Source organism: Streptomyces sp. NPDC004658, from assembly GCF_040609555.1.
In the GTDB taxonomy this organism is placed as follows: domain Bacteria; phylum Actinomycetota; class Actinomycetes; order Streptomycetales; family Streptomycetaceae; genus Streptomyces.
On record NZ_JBEXKG010000053.1, the window covers coordinates 1 to 17,045 of the forward strand.

Annotated in this window: 15 protein-coding genes and 2 pseudogenes; 5 read left to right on the plus strand and 12 right to left on the minus strand. The window is 69.4% G+C overall.

Features of this window, described 5'->3' with window-relative positions:
* Window positions 1–93: 93 nt before the first annotated feature.
* A pseudogene (locus ABZV94_RS19755) lies at window positions 94–334 on the plus strand (IS110 family transposase); the annotation flags it as partial.
* Here ABZV94_RS19755 and ABZV94_RS19760 read toward each other — a convergent pair.
* The 3 genes and pseudogenes from ABZV94_RS19760 to ABZV94_RS19770 all read right to left on the minus strand — a co-directional run.
* Entirely contained in the window at window positions 298–666 is a 369-nt protein-coding gene (locus ABZV94_RS19760) for a YbjQ family protein (RefSeq protein ID WP_356341764.1), read from the minus strand. The pseudogene ABZV94_RS19755 and the gene ABZV94_RS19760 overlap by 37 nt on opposite strands.
* Window positions 667–814: 148 nt before the next feature.
* Window positions 815–1,219, minus strand: coding sequence for an AMP-binding protein (locus ABZV94_RS19765; protein ID WP_356341767.1), 405 nt, complete (start codon window positions 1,217–1,219; stop codon window positions 815–817).
* A gap of 91 nt (window positions 1,220–1,310) precedes the next feature.
* Window positions 1,311–1,457 (minus strand): annotated as a pseudogene (locus tag ABZV94_RS19770) (hypothetical protein); the annotation flags it as partial.
* 841 nt (window positions 1,458–2,298) lie between these two features.
* Here ABZV94_RS19770 and ABZV94_RS19775 point away from each other — a divergent pair.
* Complete coding sequence (locus ABZV94_RS19775; protein ID WP_356341770.1) at window positions 2,299–2,889, plus strand: CoA transferase; 591 nt, start codon at window positions 2,299–2,301, stop codon at window positions 2,887–2,889.
* Here ABZV94_RS19775 and ABZV94_RS19780 read toward each other — a convergent pair.
* The gene (locus tag ABZV94_RS19780; protein WP_356341772.1) at window positions 2,862–3,941 is read right to left on the minus strand and encodes an alpha/beta hydrolase; all 1,080 of its coding nucleotides are present in this window, start codon (window positions 3,939–3,941) and stop codon (window positions 2,862–2,864) included. The two genes, ABZV94_RS19775 and ABZV94_RS19780, sit on opposite strands and share 28 nt — an antisense overlap.
* Before the next feature lie 337 nt (window positions 3,942–4,278).
* On the opposite strand from ABZV94_RS19780, the gene ABZV94_RS19785 reads away from it, so the two are divergent.
* Window positions 4,279–5,094: a hypothetical protein gene (locus ABZV94_RS19785; protein WP_356341774.1), complete on the plus strand. Its 816-nt coding sequence runs from the start codon at window positions 4,279–4,281 to the stop codon at window positions 5,092–5,094.
* A 567-nt stretch (window positions 5,095–5,661) separates the two neighbouring features.
* Here the strand turns inward: ABZV94_RS19785 and ABZV94_RS19790 are convergent.
* Together ABZV94_RS19790 and ABZV94_RS19795 are read right to left on the minus strand one after the other, a co-directional pair.
* On the minus strand, window positions 5,662–6,474 hold the full coding sequence (locus tag ABZV94_RS19790; RefSeq protein WP_356341776.1) for a family 1 encapsulin nanocompartment shell protein: 813 nt from the start codon (window positions 6,472–6,474) through the stop codon (window positions 5,662–5,664).
* Complete coding sequence (locus ABZV94_RS19795; RefSeq protein WP_356341779.1) at window positions 6,471–7,514, minus strand: Dyp-type peroxidase; 1,044 nt, start codon at window positions 7,512–7,514, stop codon at window positions 6,471–6,473. Before ABZV94_RS19795 ends, ABZV94_RS19790 begins: the two co-directional genes overlap by 4 nt.
* Window positions 7,515–7,722: 208 nt before the next feature.
* Here ABZV94_RS19795 and ABZV94_RS19800 point away from each other — a divergent pair, with 208 nt between their 5' ends.
* Both ABZV94_RS19800 and ABZV94_RS19805 read left to right on the plus strand, forming a co-directional pair.
* On the plus strand, window positions 7,723–8,625 hold the full coding sequence (locus ABZV94_RS19800) for a TIGR03619 family F420-dependent LLM class oxidoreductase (protein WP_356341782.1): 903 nt from the start codon (window positions 7,723–7,725) through the stop codon (window positions 8,623–8,625).
* Window positions 8,626–8,716: 91 nt separating this feature from the next.
* The gene (locus tag ABZV94_RS19805) at window positions 8,717–9,598 is read left to right on the plus strand and encodes a helix-turn-helix transcriptional regulator (RefSeq protein WP_356341784.1); all 882 of its coding nucleotides are present in this window, start codon (window positions 8,717–8,719) and stop codon (window positions 9,596–9,598) included.
* A gap of 203 nt (window positions 9,599–9,801) precedes the next feature.
* Here ABZV94_RS19805 and ABZV94_RS19810 read toward each other — a convergent pair whose 3' ends face one another.
* The 6 genes from ABZV94_RS19810 to ABZV94_RS19835 form a co-directional block, all read right to left on the minus strand.
* Window positions 9,802–10,815, minus strand: coding sequence for a cytochrome d ubiquinol oxidase subunit II (locus ABZV94_RS19810; RefSeq protein ID WP_356341787.1), 1,014 nt, complete (start codon window positions 10,813–10,815; stop codon window positions 9,802–9,804).
* 1 nt (window position 10,816) lies between these two features.
* The gene (locus ABZV94_RS19815; protein ID WP_356341789.1) at window positions 10,817–12,241 is read right to left on the minus strand and encodes a cytochrome ubiquinol oxidase subunit I; all 1,425 of its coding nucleotides are present in this window, start codon (window positions 12,239–12,241) and stop codon (window positions 10,817–10,819) included.
* 6 nt (window positions 12,242–12,247) lie between these two features.
* The gene (locus ABZV94_RS19820) at window positions 12,248–14,596 is read right to left on the minus strand and encodes an FdhF/YdeP family oxidoreductase (RefSeq protein WP_356341791.1); all 2,349 of its coding nucleotides are present in this window, start codon (window positions 14,594–14,596) and stop codon (window positions 12,248–12,250) included.
* 82 nt (window positions 14,597–14,678) lie between these two features.
* The gene (locus ABZV94_RS19825) at window positions 14,679–15,377 is read right to left on the minus strand and encodes a YoaK family protein (protein ID WP_356341793.1); all 699 of its coding nucleotides are present in this window, start codon (window positions 15,375–15,377) and stop codon (window positions 14,679–14,681) included.
* Window positions 15,374–16,207: an alpha/beta hydrolase gene (locus ABZV94_RS19830; protein ID WP_356341795.1), complete on the minus strand. Its 834-nt coding sequence runs from the start codon at window positions 16,205–16,207 to the stop codon at window positions 15,374–15,376. Before ABZV94_RS19830 ends, ABZV94_RS19825 begins: the two co-directional genes overlap by 4 nt.
* Window positions 16,208–16,304: 97 nt before the next feature.
* Window positions 16,305–16,769, minus strand: coding sequence for an SsgA family sporulation/cell division regulator (locus ABZV94_RS19835; RefSeq protein ID WP_356341796.1), 465 nt, complete (start codon window positions 16,767–16,769; stop codon window positions 16,305–16,307).
* Window positions 16,770–17,045: the final 276 nt, after the last annotated feature.

The window sequence follows — 17,045 nt, forward strand, 5'->3', positions numbered from 1 at the left end:
ACGGCGAGTTGACCACGGATCTCATCGGAGACGCTCATATCACAACAACGAGCCGCATCACGCGAAGCAACACCTTGATTCTCTGCGAGCCCTTACTACGACCGATGCCGGGCCCGCGGGGAGACCCACACGCCAGCACCGCTCCGCCTGGCCCGCCAGCGGATCAACGCCCTCTTCGCGATCCCGCGACGGCACCTTCCACGCACTTGGAACCCCACGCCTCGCACGCGTCGCTGCGAAGGATCCGGCGGATGACGCAAGGCTCCGGCGCGCGTGGCGTGCAGTAGGTCCCGCCGATCAGGCGGAGGGGGCGATGACCGCGGCGGTACCGTAGGCGCAGATCTCGGTGCCCGAGTCATGGGCCGTATTGACGTCGTACCGCACGGCGAGCACCGCGTTCGCGCCACGGGCTCGGGCCGCCTCCACGAGACGCTCGATGGCCTCGGAGCGGGCCTGTACCAGCGTCTTGGTCAGTCCCTTCAGTTCTCCGCCGATCACGGACTTGAGCCCCGCACCGAGCTGCGCGCCGATGTTGCGTGAGCGCACGGTCAGACCGAACACCTCGCCGATCACCTGCTTCACGTCATGCCCGGGAGCGTCGTTAGTTGTGACCACCAGAACGTCCGAGTTCTGCGTCGAGCCGCCGGTGTAGTCCTCAACAGACATAAGGTGTGCCCCTCAACAGTCAGGTTGTGCGGCTCAACACACTACAGGTGTTGACAGCGGTCTTCGGTCGTGGCCCGCCCGACGGACCCAGGGGCGCGCTCACCGGACGCGGAGAGCGGTTCACCCGCCGCCTGGTGGGCGGTCTCGGTCATTCCGTAGGTGGACAGGACGGGCGCGTCCAGGAGGCGCTCCAGGGCACGGGCGACGGTGCCGAGCGTGGCCAGCAGTCCGGCGACCAGGCCGTGTCCGTGGGGAAGGGCACCGCCGCCACCACCGTGGCCTCTCCGGGGCCGAGTTCGTACGTCGTCATGATGCCGTGCAGGGACGCGGCCACGTTGGCGTGGGTCAGGGGCACGATCTTGGCCCTGCCCGTCGTGCCGGCCGTGAACAGCGTAACGGCGTCGTCTGCGGTGAGCTGGGCGGCGACACCGTGCGGCGCCGCGTCCGCCGGGGTGCCGCAGTCGAGTTCGAGAGCGCATCGGACCCCGCTTCGCTGCCGCACCGTCAGCGGCCAGTGCGGCGGCCCGTCGCCCTTCCGGGACGGCGCCGTCACCGAAGGGCCGGTGAGCACCGTCCGGACCCCGAGAACGGCGTAACCTGTGCCGGCCTTCGGCTTCGGGCAGGGCGGGGTCGACCGGGGCGGGGACCAGCCGGGCGCGTGCCGCTCCCAGCACGGCGACGGCGAACTCCACATCGTCGGCGCTCACCAGGCCCACCGGATCGCGCGCTCGCAGCCCCGCGCTCAGCAGGCGTTCGGCCAGTTCGTCCGCCAGGGCGGCGAGGGTGCGGTACGGACACGAAGTTCGTCCAGATCGACATCGAGCCCACCGAGCTGGACAGCAACCAGCCCATCGCCGCGTCGCTGGTCGGGGACATCGGCTCCGTGGTCGGCGCGCTGGTGCAGCGGATCGAGCCCGGGCGGATCACCGTACCCGAGGCCTGGCGGCACGAACTCGCCGAGAGCACCGAGCAGAACCTGGCGAAGATGGCGGAACGGCTGGCCGCCGACCCGCACCCCATGCGGTTCTGCGGCGCCCTGCGGGCGGTGCGGGACGTGCTGCGCGCCCACCCGCACGCCTATCTCGTCAAAGGGCGCCAACGCGCTGGACTTCGCGCGCAACGTCATCGACATGCAGGTGCCCCGGCACCGCCTGGACACCGGCACCTGGGGCGTGATGGGCGTCGGCATGGGGTAGGCCATCGCCGCCGCCGTGGAGACAGGGCAACCGGTCGTCGCGGTGGAGGGCGACAGCGCCTTCGAATTCAGCGGCATGGAGCTGGAGACCATATGCCGGTACGGGCTGCCGGTGGTCGTCGTGATCCTCAACAACGGCGGCGTCTACCGCGGCGACGGGGTCAACCCCCGCGTCCGCCGACTCCTCACCCACCACCCTCACGCTCACGGCCCGGCACGAGCGGCTCACCGGGAGCGCACCGGCCGGGGCCAGCGCGTGGCGGTGTCCATGCAGGACGCGGTGCTCAACCTGTGCAGGGTCAAGCTGCGCGACCAGCAGCGGCTGGAGCGGGTGGGCTACTCGAGGAGTACCCGCAGTATCCGAACGGCACGTTCACCGACGTCGTCCCGCGCGGCGGCAACGCCGGCGGCGGAGGCCAGCCCGGCTGGGTGCTCAAGTGCAAGGGCGGGAAGAGGACCCCAACGCCGACATCTACTTCACCCTCCAGGAGCAGGACTGGGGGCCGACCTGCCAGGCGCTGGTCAAGCCGGAGTGGATCGACGACCCGGCGTACAGCACGGCGCAGGCCCGTCAGCCGCACATCTTCGACATCTTCGCCGAGATCGAGCGGTGGCTCGCCGACAGGACGAAGTACGAGGCCGTGGGCATCCTGCGCCGGTACGGCGTCCCGTGCGCGCCGGTGCTGAGCATGAAGGAGATCGCCCACGACCCCGCGCTGCGCAGCAGCGGCACCGTGGAAGAGGTCGAGCACAAGGAGCGCGGCACGTATCTGACGGTCGGCAGCCCGATCGAGTTCACCGGGTTCACGCCGGCCATCACCGGCTCTCCGCTGCTCGGCGAGCACACCGACGAGTGCTGGCCTCGCTCGGGTACGCGAGGAGCAGATCGCAGCGCTGCACGAGAAGAAGGTCGTCGTCTCTCACGACTGACCGGCCGGCATGCGACGGAGCTCCCGGGACGATCCCGGGAGCTCCGTGGCGTCTCAGGGTGCCGTGCGGGTCACTTGGTGCCGTGCAGGCCCTGGTAGAGGTAGCCGTTGGCCTGGGTGATCGCCGCCTTGGCGGCGTTGGTGTCGGCCAGGGCGTTGAGCATGAGGAAGTCGTGGATCATGCCCTGGTAGCGCACGGACGTCACGTCGTTGCCGGCGGCGCGGAGCTTGTTGGCGTAGGCCTCGCCCTCGTCGCGCAGCACGTCGGCCTGCTCGGTGATGACCAGCGTCTTGGGCAGGCCCTTGAGCTGGTTCAGGCTGGCCCGCAGCGGGGAGGCGTAGACGCTCTTGCGGTCCTTGGCGTGGGGGGCGTAGGCGTCCCAGAACCACTCCATCCCCTTGCGGGTCAGCCAGTAGCCGTTGGCGAACTCGCGATAGCTGGAGGTGTTGAAGTTCGCGTCCGTGACCGGGTAGAAGAGCACCTGCTCGCGCAGGGCCGGGCCGCGCCGCTCCTTCGCCATGAGCGCCACGACGGTGGCCATGTTGCCGCCCACCGAGTCGCCGGCGACGGCGATGCGCGAGCTGTCGACGTTGATGTCACGGCCGTGCTCGGCGACCCACTTGGTGGCGGCGTAGGCCTGCTCGATGGCGACGGGGAAGCGCGCCTCCGGCGACGGCGTGTAGTCGACGAAGATGACGGCGGCGTGCGCCCCGTTGGCGATCTGGCGCGTCAGGCGGTCATGGGTCTCCTCGTCTCCGAGCACCCAGCCGCCGCCGTGGAAGTACATGATGGCGGGCAGCTTTCCGGTGGCTCCCTTGGGTCGCACGATCCGCACTGTGACCTTGCCGGTCGGGCCGACCGGCAGGTCGCGGTGGGAGATGTCGGCCGGCAGCAGCCCCTTGGGGTCGGCCTGGAGCTCGTCGAGCGTTTTGCGGGCACCGGCGTAGCCGAGCGTGTACACGGGCGGCTGCTTGGCCGCCTGGTCGGCGAAGACCTGGGCGTCGTGTTCCAGCACCACGTCGGTCGGCTTGTGGACGGTGCTGGTGACGCTCGCGCTGGCGCCGGTGTTCGCCTCCAAGAGAAGGCCGAAGGCGAGTGGCAGGGCGGCGGCCACCGCGACGGTCCGGACCAGACGGCTGCGTGCGGTCATGAGAATGCGTCTCCTTGTTATGGGACGAATGCAGAAGTGGTACGTGGAGTGAATGTCACAGTGCCGGTCGAGCGCCGCCCCGTGACCCGACAAGTGTGCTTACGCGACACTGATGTTTACTGTCAGGCCACCCGGACACCGTACGTGGCACCCGCCCCACAGCAGCCGTGGGGAGAACCCCACACAGTGAAGTCATTGCCCGACCGTTTTGTCAGCGGATTACGTGGATCGCTTGATCGAGTGATGTCACGAGGGCTCGGCGTTGTCAGCATGAACGTCAACGCGCCGCATGTCCCGCGGCCCCAGGCTGGGGAGAGGACCAGAGGAGATGACGAGGATGACCGGGCCGCACCGGGGCCGTGTCGGGTACATTGCCGCTCTCGCCGTCGGCGCTTCGCTGTTCGCGGCAGCCTGCGCCGGGGCGGGTCAGGAGCGGCAGAGCACGGAGAGCAGCCAGGAGGGCCTGCGGGCGGGCGCCCCCGCCTCTGGCGTCAGGCTCACCTCCCGGCAGGCTGAGCACGCGCTGCTCACGGAGGCGTACCTGGGGTCCCAGTGGACCGAGGTGACGGACGCTGGAGCCGGGCGCGAAGGTCTGCTGCACGGCACGGTGAACGCTCAGAACTGGCTCACCCACAAGCAGGACGTCGGCGTCTGCCAGCAGCTGCTGGACCGGCTGAGCGGCAACCGGATCCTCGGCGCCCCGCTCGCGGATACGCAGGCCGTGGCCGTTTTCGACGCGGACGACGGCAATTTGATGCGCTACGAGGTCGGCACCTACTCCGCCGCGGAACTCGGAGCCACCCGACGGTGGTTCGGGTCCCTGGCGCAGACGTGCGGTGTCTTCACCGCGACCCGGCCCGACGGCACCGCGGAGGATGTGCGGGTCACGTCCCTGCCGGTGCCAAAGGGCGAGGGCACGCGGCAGGCACTGTCGGTCGTGGCGAAGGGATCGACGGAGGGTGTGCCGTTCACCCTGTCACTCGACGTGGCACTCATGACATCGGGCGACAGCGCGATCACCGTGGTCAACGGCGGTCTGGCGGAAGCCTCGCACCTCACCACCGGCCTCGCCGTACGACTCGGGGTGCCACGGCTGGCCACTGTGCTGGCCGGCGGCACTCCCCCGGCGCAGCCGACCGGTCTGCTCGACTGAGGAGCCGGAAGCAGATCCCGTTGGCCCTCGTACGGGGAGGGGGTCGCCTCGGCGAGGAGGAAGCGCCCCCTCACCTGGCGGTGCACCGACAGCAACAGGGCTGGCACGGCGCTCAGGGGGGACCGGCCACCTGCGTCAAGGCGTTCGGTGACCCGTTACGCCCCGCGTCGGTCCGCGGCTGATCGGACGGCGGGGCCCGTGCTCCCGTCAGCCGGGACGCCGCAGGCCATGGAGTTGAACGCTGTCACGGACGGCGTTCTCGCACGGCGACAGCGACCACCGCCCGGTTCTTGGCTCATCGCCCCGGACGCCGCCGCGGCATTCCCAGTCACCGATCACCACACGCGCTTCTCGGCCTCTGCGCGATCGCGGCGACAGCCGTCTTCTCACGCGCCCTCCACGACGCCATCGCCCGCGGCCGCGCCCCGCGCCGGGGGGGGCGGTGTCCTGCCCCGGCTGATCGACGGATGAGCACGGGTGCCCACGGCCCGGGAGCGCTCGCGCGGCCGGGATCCCGGGCGGTGGTACGACCCGGCCAGGTGGGACCACGCTCGGTCCGAGTGCCTATCAGTCGCCGGCCGGAGCGGGAGAGAAGGCCACGACGGCCTCACTGGTGTACGCCAGGAAAGTGAGCGTCTCCTCGAAGTACAGGGTGACGGTCGTGGCGTCGTGCGAGAGATAACCGACCGACACGTCCTGGCCGAGCCGCAGCTCGAAGTCACCGCCGCGGCCGGAGAGCAGAAAGGCGCCGTCGATCGCGGGTGCCCAGACGATGTCCCCGTCGAGCAGACCGGCGATGTGCTTGATGACGGGGTAACCGTGGTCGGAGGTCTCGCTGACGGCCGTGTACGCGTCGGCGCTGAGCGCGAGGGTGTAAGGGCCGTCCACACCAGCCAGTCGCAGGGCCGTCACCGCCTGGGTGACGGCGTCCGGGTAATCGCGCACATCGGCGGGCAAGGACAGCACAGGATGCGAGGTGCTCCAGCGCAGGCCCGTGATGCCGGCGGCCGGGTACCCTTCGAAGACGGCACGGTCCTCGGCGAAGGCCAGACGCCGGGCCGCCTCCTTGACCGGCTGCCAGTCGGCGTCCTTGGCCCCCCGGGACACGGCATCCGCCTGAGTACGGTCGACGGTGAACGGGACCCGCAGTTCGACCAGCGGCTGGAAGCGGCGGATATGGGCGACAACCCCGTCCGCGGGTGCCTCCGCGGCGTCCAGGTGACCCGTACCGACTCCGGCAAGCCTGGTCCCGCCCGCGTCGGGAACGTCGACGATGCGGCGGCCCGCTACATGACGCTCAAAGGTACGGCGGGCCTCGTCCTCCAGATCGACCCACGCGGCAGCGGACAGGGGCGCGAGTTCGCGGTGGAGATTGTTCATCGGGTCTGGCTCCGCTTCATGTCGCCGATCCCGAGGGAGGCCCCGGGAGATCGGACCTGCTTGTCGGTTGGGGTGGCGAAAGGCGCGACGTCCGGCGGACCCGGGAGGTTCTCGAGGAAGTCCGCCGCGGGGGTGAAGAACAAGGAGCCCGTGACGGCCGTGGAGAAGTCCAGGATCCGGTCGTACCGGGCCGACGGCGTGCCCAGGAACATGCGCTCCAGCATCGTCTCCGTCACCTCGGGGGTCCGTGCGTAGCCGATGAAGTAGGTGCCGAACTCTCCCCGGCCGGCCGCGCCGAACGGCATGTTGTCGCGCACGATCTGGCGTTCGGTGCCGTCGGGATCGGTGACGGTGGTCAGGACGACGTGCGCGTCCGCCGGTTTGGCGTCGTCGGACAACTCGATGTCGGACAACTTGTGCCGGCCGATCACCCTCTCCTGCGCCTCGACGGGCAAGGCCTCCCAGGACCGCACATCATGCAGGTACTTCTGTACGACGACGTAGCTGCCGCCAGCGAAGGGCGGATCCTCGGCACCGACGACGACGGCCGCGCGCGCCGCGGCTCCGGTCGGATTCTCCGTGCCATCGACGAAGCCGAGCAGGTCCCGTTCGTCGAAGTACTTGAAGCCCTGCACCTCGTCCTGGACCGTGACCGCGCCGCGCAGCCTGTTCATGATCTCGGTCGCGAGAGCGAAGCACAGGTCCAGCCGCGCGGCACGGATGTGGAACAGCAGGTCGCCAGGGGTTGCCACGGCCCGGTGCACAGGGCCGTTCAGCTCCCGGAACGGGTGGAGCAGGGCCGGACGCGGTCCGGTAAAGAGTCGGTCCCAGGCATCGGAGCCGATGCCTGTCACACAACTCAGTCGGCCCTCCGGCTGAGCACGGAACCCCACCGCTCGCTCCAGTGAGCCGATGTCGGCGAGCAGTTGGCGGACGGTTCCTTCCCCACCGCTGTCGATGGTCACGACAAGGAAGATCGCCGCGTTGGTCAGTGGGGACAGGACCTGTTGGGGTACCGGTTCGGGAACGTCTCCGGCCATGAGTCATACCCTTCCCGGATGGGTTCGGTGAAGACGAGTGCAGAATCACCCTCCACCCTAAGTCGCACGAGTCAAGGTTGCGAAAGATATGACTGTCGGTGCGATCGGCGGGCATACAGCGACCCCCCTGTGTACATGCTGGGCAGTCACAACTCGACCCAAGTGTGTAAGGTGTGGCGGGCTATTGGATCACTCTCTTGAGGCAGCCATGCGCATAGGATTCGCACTCCCCCAGTTCCACCACCAGGCCTTCGAGGTCGCCCGCGTCGCGGACTTCGCGCGGGAGACAGAACGGGCCGGGGCCGCCAGTCTGTGGGTCGGGGACCGCAACCTGGCAGCGGTGACGCCCCGCGTCGGATACGGCGGACAGGGCACCACCATTCCCCCGGAGCTGAACCCGGCGGCCGATCCCTTCGTCCTGCTGGGAGTGGCGGCGGCCGTTACCGAACGCGTCCAGCTCGGTTCCCACGTGCTCATCGCTCCCCTGTATCCGGCCGTCCAGCTGGCACGGGCGCTGACCACCATCGATTTGATCAGTCACGGTCGGTTGCTGCCCGGCTTCGGCATCGGCTGGTCGCCGGAGGAGTACGAGGCGGCGGGCCAGGACTTCGCCCGGCGCGGCGCGCTGCTGGACGAAGTGCTCGACGCCCTGCGCACGGTGTGGACCGAGGACCCGGCCGAGTACTCCGGGGCGTTGCTGTCGGTGCCCCGTCACCATGCCCCGTTGAAGCCTGCACGCCGTCCGCATCCCCCGGTGTACCTGGGCGCCCTGTCCGACCGGGCACTGCGACGGGTCGCGCGACGTGCCGACGGGTGGCTGCCCTTGTGCGTCGTGCCGGACTACGTGGACATCCCGGGCCTGGTCACCCAGCGCGCGTCGCTGGACCGGTGGGCACGGGAGGCCGGACGGAACCCGGCTGACATCGACACCGTCCTGCGGGTCAACGTCTCAAAGGGCGCGGGCGTGCGGAGCGTGGCGAACGCGATTCGTCTCATTCACGACAAGACGGGCATCGACCACTTCATGGTGGACACCATGTACGAGGTTGACACCGTGGAACAGTCCTTCCTGTACGCACGGGAGCTACTCACTCTGATGGGGGCTGAGTAGCGAGGCAAGCGATTCTAGGTGTACGCGTTAGGTTCACCTACAGCGTCCCACGTGACATTGCTATGTCAGCCCAGCAAGTAACCTTGGTTGAATGCAAAGCGTCAACCCGCTAGGTGAGTTCATACGAGCTCGCCGAGCTGCCACATCACCCAAACAAGTGGGTTTGCCGGACGAGGGGCCGCGTCGCACCTCAGGGCTGCGACGCCATGAAGTGGCCATGCTGGCCGGCGTGAGCGAGGGCTACTACGCGCGCCTCGAGCAGGGCCGCGAGAGACATCCTTCCGATCAGGTCCTCAACGCGCTGACCCGGGTGTTCGGGCTCGACGCCGAGGCGGCGGAGCACCTGCACAGGCTGGCGCGGCAAGGGCTGCGCAAGCGAGGCCACTCCCCGTCGCGGGACGACCGCGTGGCCACCCATCTGGTTCGTCTGGTCGGCTCCTGGAGCACTCCCGCGGTCATCCTCGGGCCCCGGTCCGACATCCTGGCGGCGAACGACGCGGCAAGGGCCTTGTTCTCCGTCATGGGCACCGAAACCAACATGCTCCGCTTCGTCTTCCTGCACCCGGAGTCCCGGCGCTTCTACCGGGACTGGGACGAGATCGCCTGGACCTGTGTGGCGGGCCTGCGGGCGGCGGCCTCACTCAACACGGACGACTCGGCCCTGCACGCGCTGATCGGTCAGCTCTCCATGCACAGCGAAGAGTTCTCTCGGCTGTGGGCCAAGTACGACGTCCGCGCCAAGACCCATCAGACCCAGCGGTTGTTGCACCCGAGCGCCGGTGAACTGACGTTGACGCATCAGACGTTCACCGTGAACGGCTCAGCCGGACAGCAGCTCGGCACCTACCAGGCGGAGCCGGGTTCCTCAAGTGAGGCGGCCCTGCGGCGGCTGATCTCCTCGTCCATCCGTCCGGAGTGCACCGGGAGCGACTGCCCGGCCCCGGACGGCGAACGGTCCAGGGACCAGACCTGAGAGGCCTCCCGAGGGGCGGCCCGTCAGGCGCGGACAACACGGCCCGTCCACGGCCGGCTGCACCGGCTGTGACCCGCTTCACGTACGACCGGTCGAAGGCCGCGGCGACCATCTGCCGAAAGCGAGTCAGCGTCGTGACGCGCCGATCGCCTCGGTACGCAGGGGCGGACGCGGCAACGTGATCTGGGGGCGGGTTACGCCTGTCAGGTGGTCTCGTGCAGAACCGGGTCCGCGCGGTCGGGCCGTCCCATGACCCGGAACAGCAGGACCAGAGACGGCAGGATGAGGACGCCCGCGACGCAGGCGACACCCACGAGGACGCCGAGGGTGGCGCGGGGTGCCGCCGCCTCCTGGACGGACAGATGAGTGCCCAGTAGATACGGGTACTGGGACACGCCCCAGCCGCTGACGATGAGGGCGACGGCCGCAGCCGCCGTCTCGCGCAGGCTGCGGGTCGACTCGGCGCGCAGGAAGGCGAGGCCCAGCAGGCCGCAGAGCGCCGCGAGCACGGCGAGCGGCAGCGCACGGTGGCTGAGCTGGTGGAACAGCCGGGGGGCGTCCGCTTGCAGAACGAAGATTCCCACGATGCTGACGGCGCCGGTGACGGCACCGGCCGCGAGGGCGCGGTCGCGGAAGTACCGGAACAGGTGCGGGTCCCGGTGCCGCCTGGCAGCCACCGTCAGGTAGGTGGCGGCCAGGTAGGCGCAGGCCAGCACGGCGAGCACGCCGCCGAGGGCGCTGGTCGGGTTCAGCCAGCTGGTGACGGGGTCCCCGTCGCCCCGGGCGGGCACGCGCCCGGAGGCGAGGGCGCCCGCGATCGAGCCGAAGCAGTAGGGCGTCAGCACGGAGGAGAACGCGAACGCGGCGCCGTACACGCGCTGTTCGGGCGTACGGATCGAGGCCTTCCGGAAGGCGAAGCCGGCTCCGCGCAGCACGATGCCGAGCGCGGCGATCCCCAGCGGGAGGAACAGCGTCGAGGTCAGCGCGGCGAACGCCGTGGGGAAGCCGCTCCACAGCATGACCAGGCAGTAGATCAGCCAGGTGTGGTTCGCCTCCCACACGGGGGCGAGGGAGTCGTCGATCAGGTGGCGGGGTGCCCGGCCGCGCCGGGCCCCGCCCGCGATCAGGTCCCAGAACCCCGCCCCGAAGTCGGCGCCGCCCAGGACGCAGTAGGCGATCACCCCGATGAAGAGGAACACCGCGACGAGGTCCGCCATGTCAGGACGCCTTTCCCGTGGTGGTCCCGGCGGGGCGTTCGGGACCGTAGGGGACGGACACGGCCTCGTCGCCCTGCTGCCGCCAGCGCCGTGTCATGGACCGCAGCACCCACAGGGCAGCGGCGCCGACGGCCAGGTAGAGCAGGAGGACGGCGCCGAAGAAGGGCCACAGGTCGCCCCGGGTGGCCACCGCGTCCCGGGTCAGCAGGTGGCCGACCACGATCCAGGGCTGCCGGCCGACCTCGGTGACCACCCAGCCGCTCTCCAGGCAGAGGATCGCGACGATCCCGCACGCGACGGCGGCACGCAGGAACCAGCGGTTGGTCGCGAGGGTGTGCCGGCGGCGCCACCACAGCCAGGCGAACCAGAGGGCGACGGCGAGCATGAGGAAGGACGTGCCGACCATGATGTCGAACGCCCAGTGGACGATGTTCGCCTGCGCGGCGGTCGGCCGGACGTTCGCCGGGACGGCCTCCAGCCCCTTGATGGTGGTGGACGGTTTGAAGCCGGCCAGCAGGGACGCCATGTCGGGGATCTCGACGCCGTAGCGCACCTTGCCGTCGACGAGTACGCCGCCGAGGGTCTCGGGGACGTGCGATCCGGTGTGGGGCAGCAGCTCCAGGGCCGCGAACTTCGCCGGTTCGTCGTCGAAGACCTGCCGGGCGATGGTGTCGCCGACGATGATCTGCACCGGCAGGGCGCAGGCCGCGGTGACGAAGCCGGTGAGGAAGCCGACCCGGTGGTAGCGGTCGCGCCGGCCACGCAGCATGCCCACCGCGTAGACGCCGGCCACGACGAACCCGGCGACGATGTACGCGGCGATCAGCATGTGCCAGAACTCCAGCCAGAAGGCGTCGTTGAAGAACACCTCGACGGGCCGGACGGCGACCACCTTGCCGTGCTCGACGGTGATGCCGCCGGGCTGGTTCATCCAGGCGTTGGCGGCGACCACCGAGGCGGTTCCGCCGACGCCGGCCAGGGACACGGGTACGCCGGTCCAGAAGTGCGCCCAGGGCGGCATCCGGTCCCAGCCGTAGATGTAGAGGGCCACGAAGATCGCTTCGAGGAAGAAGAACAGGCCCTCGATGGCGAAGGGGAAGCCGAAGGCGGAGCCGTAGTCGCCCATCAGACCGGGCCACAGGATGCCCAGTTCGAAGGAGAGGACGGTGCCGGTGATCGCACCGACCGCGAAGAGCACGGCGGCCACCTTCGACCAGCGGCGGGCGAGCAGCAGGGCGTCGGCGTCGCCCTTGCGCAGCCCTCGCCAGTGGGCGATCAGCATGAAGGTGGTCAGGGCGACGCCGAACGGCACGAGGATGATGTGGAACCCGAGGGTGAACGCCATCTGCTCCCGGGCGGGCAGCAGTTGCGCGGGGTCCGCGGCGGCCAGTGCGGGCAGGGAGGCGAGCGTGCCGACGGTCGTCACGGCCGGTCACTCCTCGGCACTGGGCGCGACCCGCACCTTGATGTTCTTCATCAGGGGCTGGTTGCTCTGCTTGCTGTAGTCGCTCGCGGCGACCAGGACGTTCATCTCCGGCATGTACCCGGCGGCGCAACCCCTGGGCATGCTGTACTCGATCGCCGTGTACCGCTTCAGGTACCGCTTGCTGCCGTCGCGGGCGGTGGCGGTGATGTCGACGAGGCTGTCGGGCTTGATGCCGCGGGCGCGCATGTCGTCGCCGTTCATCAGGATGAGCGTGCGCAGGTTGCTGATGCCGCGGTAGCGGTCGTTGTCCGAGTAGATCGTGGTGTTCCACTGGTCGTGGCTGCGCATGGTCTGCAGGATGAGCACGTCGTCATTGGGGGGTGCCTCGGGCAGTGGCGCGGCGGAGAACTCGGCGCGGCCGGAGGGGGTGAGGAAGACCAGTTCCCGGGCAGGCTGTTTGATGCGGAAGCCGAGCGGGAGCCGCACCCGGCGGTTGAAGTCCTCGAAGCCGTCCAGGACCTTCGCCATGGTGTCGCGGATACGGTCGTAGTCCTCGACGTACGACTCCCAGGGCGTGCTGCTCTCCGGGAGGGTTGCCCGCGCCATCCCGGCGATGATGGCCGGCTCGGACAGCAGGTGCGGGGAGGCGGGCTTCTTCATGCCGACCGACAGGTGCACCATGCTCATGGAGTCCTCCACGGAGACGGACTGCAGGCCCCTGCGCTGGTGGTCCTTCTCGGTGCGGCCGAGACAGGGCAGGATCAGGGCCTTCCTGCCGTGCACGAGGTGGCTGCGGTTGAGCTTGGTGCTGACGTGCACGGTGAGTTCGCAGTTCCGCAGGCCCTGGGAGGTGTACGCGGTGTCCGGCGCGGCGAGCACGAAGTTGCCGCCCATGCCGACGAAGACCTTCACCCGGCCCTGGTTCATCGCCTCGATGACGTCGACCGTGTCCATGCCGTGCTCGCGCGGCGGGTCGATGCGGCAGATGTCGGCGAGCCGGTCCAGGAACTCCGGTTCGGGCCTGTGGTCTATACCACAGGTGCGGTTGCCTTGGACGTTGCTGTGCCCGCGCACCGGCGATGGGCCCGCGCCCTCCCGTCCGAGGTTGCCGCGCAGCAGCAGGACGTTGACGATCTCGCGGACCGTGTCGACGCCGTGCTCGTGCTGGGTGAGGCCGAGGCACCAGCTGATCAGGGTGCGGTCGGAACGGGAGTAGATCTCGGCGGCCTTGAGGATGTCGGCCCGGGTGAGGCCGGACTGCTCCTCCAGTTCCTCCCAGGAGGTGGCCTCGCACAGCTCCCGGTAGGCCTCGAAGCCGTGGGTGTAGCGCTCGATGAACTCCTTGTCGAGCGCCTTCGGATCGGTCCGGCTCTCCTCCAGGACCGCCTTGGCGATGCCCCGCATCAGGGCCATGTCGCCGCCGGCGCGGACCTGGAGGTTGAGGGTGCTGGTGCGGGTGGCCTTGAACAGGGCCATGTCGGTGAACTCGTGCGGCACGATCGTGCTGGTGGCCGCCGCCTCGACCAGGGGGTTCACATGGACGATCTGGGCACCCCGCCGGTAGGCCTCGGCGAGCGCGGTGAGCATGCGGGGGGCGTTGGAGGCGGCGTTGACGCCCATGACGAACAGGGCGTCGGCGGTCTCCCAGTCCTTGAGGTCGGCGGTCCCCTTGCCGGTGCCGAGGGCCGCCGTCAGGGCGCGGCCGGATGCCTCGTGGCACATGTTGGAGCAGTCGGGCAGGTTGTTGGTGCCGAACTCGCGCGCCATCAGCTGGTAGAGGAAGGTCGCCTCGTTGCTCAGCCGGCCGGAGGTGTAGAAGGCGGCCTCGTCCGGGCTGTCCAGGGAGCGCAGTTCACGGCCGACGAGGTCGAAGGCATCCTGCCAGGTGATCGGAACGTACCGGTCGCTGGCCTGGTCGTAGACGAGGGGCTCGGTCAGCCGGCCCTGGTCCTCCAGCGCGAAGTCCGACCACTCCGACAGCTCGGAGACGGTGTGCCGGGCGAAGAAGTCGGCGCCGACCCGCTTGGAGGTCATCTCCCAGGTGACGTGCTTGATGCCGTTCTCGCAGATGTCGAGCTTGAGGCCCTTGGTGTCGTCGGGCCAGGCGCAGCCCGGGCAGTCGAAGCCGCCGTTCTCGTGGTTCATCTTGAGGATGGCCCGCGGCCCGTCGAACAGCGCTCGTTCCCTGATCAGCACCCGGCCGACGCTCTTGGCGGCGCCCCAGCCGGCCGCCGGGTGGTGATAGGAGCGGTGGGACGGCCGCTTGTCGCCGGCCGGGCCGTCGCCGCCGGTGGCCGAGCGGCCGACCACGCCCTCCTGTGGGTTCCGCGTCGGGTCAAGGTCGGGTGCGGTCATGATCGTGCGCTCTCTCTGTCGAAGGGGCCGTTCGCCCCGGACGGGCCGGGGACTGACTCGGAGACGGTGTGCGGCGCTGTGGTCAGTGCATCAAAGGGGGACGGCGTTCCGCGTGGGACGGCGAGCGTGTCCAGGTCGCCGCCAGCGCGGCGCTGACGAGGAGGGCCGGTACCAGCGGAGCTGCGGCGGGAGACCAACGATACGCGGCACCGCTGGCGATCGCTCCCGCGATCAGCGCGAGCACGACCGCACCGTTTCGAGCTGCCAGGCGGCCCCGGGTGGCATAGGCCGTGACGGTCGAGGTGAGCAGGCCTGTCAGGTAGGCGGTGGTGACCTCGCCGCCGGCGGTTACCCGAACGGCGCCGTTCTGGCAGCCCATGGCGACCGCCGTGAGGAACAGCAGGAGGGTGCGACCGCGCGGTCCCGAGTGCCAGGCCGGCCAGCCGAAGAACACCAGCCACAACAGCAGGGCCTCCAGCAGCAGGCCGCCCCGGATGCCCGCGCCGCGGACCCTGCCCCGGCCCGCCGCCGCCAGACCGCCTGCCGCCGCCCCGACGACATAGCCGAGCAGGGCGACGGCGACAAGGCGTGCCGCGGGCAGGCGGGCGTTGCCCAGGTACAGGCCGAGCAGGGCCGAGTTCGCGGTCACGACGCTGGTGAAGACACCGCCCAGGGCGAGGAACCCGAAGGCGTTCGTCGCTCCGGCCGCGAGGGTCAGCAGATACCGCGTGGCTCCGGTCCAGCCGGGCCACGGCCTCTGGGGCGGCTGGGCGGTGCTCACTTGGTGAGGAAGTCCAGCAGGGCGGTGTTGACTTCCTCCGGGTGGGTCCAGGCGATGTTGTGCGGACCGCCCTCGACCGTCACGAACGTCAGGTCCTCGATCAGACCAGGCAGCCGCTTGGCGGTGTTCTCGTAGGGCAGGATGCGGTCCGCGTCGCCGTGCACCAGCAGGGTCGGCACATCGATCTTCGGCAGGTCCGCGCGGAAGTCCGTCAGCCAGGTGTCCACGCACGCGTACGCCGCCCACGCCGATGCCGCCACTGCGACGTTGAAACTGTTCTGCCACGCCTGATCGCTGATCCGCGTCCCCGCGTACATGTCCACGTTGTAGAAATTATCGAGGAAATCCTTGAAATACGCCGGACGGTCCTTCAGCACCGCCGCCTTGATCTCCTCAAACACCGACGCGTCCACACCCTCAGGATTGTCCTCCGTCTTCAGCAGAAACGGAGGAATCGCACCCAAAAGCGCCGCCTTCGACACCCGCTCCGAACCGTACCGGCCCAGATAACGGGTCACCTCGCCCGTCCCCATGGAGAACCCCACGAGCGCCACGTCCCGCAGATCCAGGTGCTCCAGCAGCACCTTCAGATCCGCCGCGAACGTGTCGTAGTCATACCCCACCACCGGCTGACTCGACCGGCCGAACCCCCGCCGGTCATACGTGATCACCCGGTACCCCGCCTCCAGCAGCACCCGCTCCTGCTTCTCCCACGAATGCCCGTTCAGCGGATACCCATGGATCAGCACCACCGGACGACCACTGCCATGGTCCTCGTAGTACAGCTCGATCGGACCGGAGTTCTCATGCCCCACCGTAACGAACGACATGGCTCATACCTCTCGTCGGTTGTCTGTGCTCAGATTGATGGACGACCGGCCGTTCCGCATCACCTGAATGTGCGAGGAAACGCGGAAGCCGGCTGTTTCAAGCGTCGCCGAGGCACTCCCTGAGGAAGGCGTCGATGTCGATGGTTTCCTGCCCCCTCGGGACCAGGCGTTCCGTGGCCCGCAGGAAGGTGCGGACGGCGGACCTGCGCACTTCGATCAACGCTGCCCCGGAGGGCGGGCTCAACACGATGCGCGCGGTACCACCTGCCGGACCGTTGTCGGGCGACATCCGGATGTCACCGGCTCCCACGGGGAAGTGCAGTCCGTCGGCGAGCAGGTCCCGGGCGAAGACCCAGGTCACCTGCCGCTGATGCGGCAGGTTGAAGGAGACGCGCACGGCCAGCGGGTCGGTCCGGTCGTAAGCGAAGCAGGCACGGACGGGAATGCGGAGCGTTCCGGCCGGAGCCAGCCACACCCAGATGTCGTGGCGGACAATACCGGAGGGACCGTCGAGCGGTGCCCGCTCGACGGGGCGAGCCGCGTGCTCACGATGCTGGTCCATCTTCTGCTCCGTTCGCTCTCCTGACGACCACAGGACCAGCCTCTCGTTCACGAGGGGATGGAGCATCCGTCATTTGACGTCAAGGTGGAAATGCGCCCGTTCCACGCGCCTCTTGAGCTGAGATGCCGAAACCAGGTTTCCTCCGGCTAGGGGTCGTCTTCGGATCTCACGCCGACATCCGGAGCGCGGCGAGGGTCACGGTCGCTCGGTAGGTCTCGGCGGTCCTGTCGTAGCGAGTGGCGATGCGGCGCTAATGCCTGGCGGTGGACACACCGT

Coding starts and splice junctions, on each gene's coding strand:
- ABZV94_RS19805 (WP_356341784.1), top strand. CDS start 8,717: ATGCAAAGCGTCAACCCGCTAGGTGAGTTCATACGAGCTCGCCGAGCT.
- ABZV94_RS19810 (WP_356341787.1), bottom strand. CDS start 10,815: ATGGCGGACCTCGTCGCGGTGTTCCTCTTCATCGGGGTGATCGCCTAC.
- ABZV94_RS19835 (WP_356341796.1), bottom strand. CDS start 16,769: ATGGACCAGCATCGTGAGCACGCGGCTCGCCCCGTCGAGCGGGCACCG.
- ABZV94_RS19830 (WP_356341795.1), bottom strand. CDS start 16,207: ATGTCGTTCGTTACGGTGGGGCATGAGAACTCCGGTCCGATCGAGCTG.
- ABZV94_RS19795 (WP_356341779.1), bottom strand. CDS start 7,514: ATGGCCGGAGACGTTCCCGAACCGGTACCCCAACAGGTCCTGTCCCCA.
- ABZV94_RS19780 (WP_356341772.1), bottom strand. CDS start 3,941: ATGACCGCACGCAGCCGTCTGGTCCGGACCGTCGCGGTGGCCGCCGCC.
- ABZV94_RS19800 (WP_356341782.1), top strand. CDS start 7,723: ATGCGCATAGGATTCGCACTCCCCCAGTTCCACCACCAGGCCTTCGAG.
- ABZV94_RS19820 (WP_356341791.1), bottom strand. CDS start 14,596: ATGACCGCACCCGACCTTGACCCGACGCGGAACCCACAGGAGGGCGTG.
- ABZV94_RS19790 (WP_356341776.1), bottom strand. CDS start 6,474: ATGAACAATCTCCACCGCGAACTCGCGCCCCTGTCCGCTGCCGCGTGG.
- ABZV94_RS19785 (WP_356341774.1), top strand. CDS start 4,279: ATGACCGGGCCGCACCGGGGCCGTGTCGGGTACATTGCCGCTCTCGCC.
- ABZV94_RS19760 (WP_356341764.1), bottom strand. CDS start 666: ATGTCTGTTGAGGACTACACCGGCGGCTCGACGCAGAACTCGGACGTT.